The organism is Mesorhizobium sp. P5_C1 (assembly GCF_054049815.1).
Window position 1 is genome coordinate 1 of record NZ_JBFULQ010001073.1, and the last position, 1,065, is coordinate 1,065.

At 62.3% G+C, this 1,065-nt stretch carries 1 protein-coding gene; it reads right to left on the reverse strand.

Annotated elements, in window-relative coordinates; all coding sequences use genetic code 11:
• Positions 1-28: 28 nt before the first annotated feature.
• Entirely contained in the window at positions 29-961 is a 933-nt protein-coding gene (locus ACXJ7R_RS33970) for a 3-keto-5-aminohexanoate cleavage protein (RefSeq protein ID WP_457155612.1), read from the reverse strand.
• Between the last annotated feature and the right edge of the window lie 104 nt (positions 962-1,065).

Below are 1,065 nucleotides of genomic sequence, written 5' to 3' on the forward strand. Positions count from 1 at the left end.
GATCTGGCCTCGGGAAAAGAAAATCGTCTCAGAAAGAGACCTTGTCGCCGCCCTTGAGTTGCAGGATCTGCCGCGCTTCGTCAGGGGTTGCCACCGAGGCGCCGAGCCCCTCGATGATCTGGTGCACCTTGCGCACCTGCTCGGCGCTGGATTTCGCCAGCTGGCCCTTGCCGATCCACAATGAATCCTCCAGCCCGACCCGCACATTGCCGCCCAGGGCGATCGCCTGGGTGGCGATGGGCAACTGGCTGCGCCCGGCGCCCAGCACCGACCAGTGGTAGTCGTTGCCGAACAGGCGGTCGGCGGTGCGTTTCATATGTGCGACATCCTCCGGATGGGTGCCGATGCCGCCGAGGATGCCGAACACGCTCTGGACGAAGAACGGCGCCTTGACCAGGCCGCGCTCGACGAAATGGGCGAGCGTGTAGAGATGGCCGATGTCGTAGCACTCGATYTCGAARCGCGTGCCGTTYTCSGCGCAGGTGCGCAGGATGTATTCGATGTCGCCAAAGGTGTTGCGGAAGATGCGATCGCGCGACCCTTCGAGATATGGCCGCTCCCATTCGTGCTCGAAGGACTTGAAACGCTCCAGCATGGGATAGAGGCCGAAATTCATCGAGCCCATGTTGAGCGAGGCGACTTCCGGCGCAAAGGTCGCAGCCGGCTTGACCCTTTCCTCGACGCTCATCGTCGCGGCACCGCCGGTGGTGATGTTGATCACACAGTCCGAGCGCTGCTTGATCACCTGCAAGAAGGGTGCAAAGGCCTCGGTCGACTGGTCGGGACGGCCATCGGCGGGATTGCGCGCATGCAGATGGACGATGGCTGCACCTGCCTCGGCGGCTTCGATCGCAGCCTGTGCGATCTGCTCGGCGCTTACCGGCAGGTGCGGCGACATCGATGGCGTGTGGATCGAGCCGGTAACGGCGCAGGTGATGATGATCTTGTTCTGGTTGGCCACGTGAAAGGATCCTCGTCTATTTGACCGCGCCCTATTTGACCGCGCCTTGGGTGATGCCCGAGATGAACTGCTTCGAGAGCACGATGTAGAGCAAGGTGATGGGC